Source organism: Streptomyces sp. NPDC006458, assembly GCF_040612135.1.
GTDB lineage: Bacteria > Actinomycetota > Actinomycetes > Streptomycetales > Streptomycetaceae > Streptomyces.
Window position 1 is genome coordinate 1 of record NZ_JBEXPR010000095.1, and the last position, 1342, is coordinate 1342.

The following is a 1342-nucleotide window of genomic DNA, read 5'->3' on the forward strand; positions in this document are numbered from 1 at the left end:
GGATCTGGGGGTCAGTCCTTGATCTCGCAGATGACGGCGCCGGAGGTGATGGAGGCGCCGACCTCGGCGCTCAGGCCCTTGATGGTGCCGGAGCGGTGGGCGTTGAGGGGCTGTTCCATCTTCATGGCCTCCAGGACGACGACCAGGTCGCCTTCCTTGACCTCCTGGCCCTCCTCGACGGCGATCTTCACGATCGTGCCCTGCATCGGGGAGGCGAGGGTGTCGCCGGAGGCGACGGGGCCGGACTTCTTCGCGGCGCGCCGCTTGGGCCTGGCGCCGGCGGCGAGGCCGGTGCGGGCCAGGGACATGCCCAGCGAGGACGGCAGGGAGACTTCCAGGCGCTTGCCGCCGACCTCGACGACGACCGTCTCACGGCCGGACTCCTCGTCGGTGTCGGTGTCGGCCGGGGCGGCGAAGGGCTTGATGTCGTTGACGAACTCGGTCTCGATCCAGCGGGTGTGGACCGTGAACGGCTCGCCGCTGCCGGTGAGCTCGGGGGCGAAGGCCGGGTCCTTCACGACCACCCGGTGGAAGGGGATCGCGGTGGCCATGCCCTCGACCTGGAACTCCTCCAGGGCGCGGGCGGCGCGCTGCAGGGCCTGCTCGCGGGTGGCGCCGGTGACGACGAGTTTGGCGAGCAGGGAGTCCCAGGCGGGGCCGATCACGCTGCCGGACTCCACGCCCGCGTCCAGGCGCACGCCGGGGCCGGTGGGCGCCTCGAAGCGGGTGACGGTGCCGGGGGCGGGCAGGAAGCCGCGGCCGGGGTCCTCGCCGTTGATGCGGAACTCGAAGGAGTGGCCGCGCAGCGGCGGGTCGGTGTAGCCGAGTTCCTCGCCGTCGGCGATGCGGAACATCTCCCGTACCAGGTCGATGCCGGCGACCTCCTCGGTGACCGGGTGCTCGACCTGCAGGCGGGTGTTGACCTCCAGGAAGGAGATCGTGCCGTCCAGGCCGACGAGGAACTCCACGGTGCCGGCGCCGACGTAGCCGGCTTCCTTCAGGATGGCCTTGGAGGACGAGTACAGCTCCGCGACCTGTTCCTCGGACAGGAACGGGGCGGGGGCCTCCTCCACCAGTTTCTGGTGGCGGCGCTGCAGGGAGCAGTCGCGGGTGGAGACCACGACGACGTTGCCGTGGCGGTCGGCCAGGCACTGGGTCTCGACGTGGCGGGGCTTGTCGAGGTAGCGCTCGACGAAGCACTCGCCGCGGCCGAACGCGGCGACCGCCTCGCGCACCGCGGAGTCGTACAGCTCGGGTACTTCCTCCAGGGTGCGGGCGACCTTCAGGCCGCGGCCGCCGCCGCCGAAGGCGGCCTTGATCGCGATGGGCAGGCCGTGTTCCT

The 1342-nt window shown here is 71.6% G+C and carries 1 protein-coding gene; it reads right to left on the reverse strand.

From position 1 onward, the window contains the following. Positions 1 to 11: 11 nt before the first annotated feature. A partial coding sequence (locus tag ABZZ79_RS39700) for a biotin/lipoyl-containing protein (RefSeq protein ID WP_356697558.1) occupies positions 12 to 1342 on the reverse strand: 1331 nt, incomplete at its 5' end.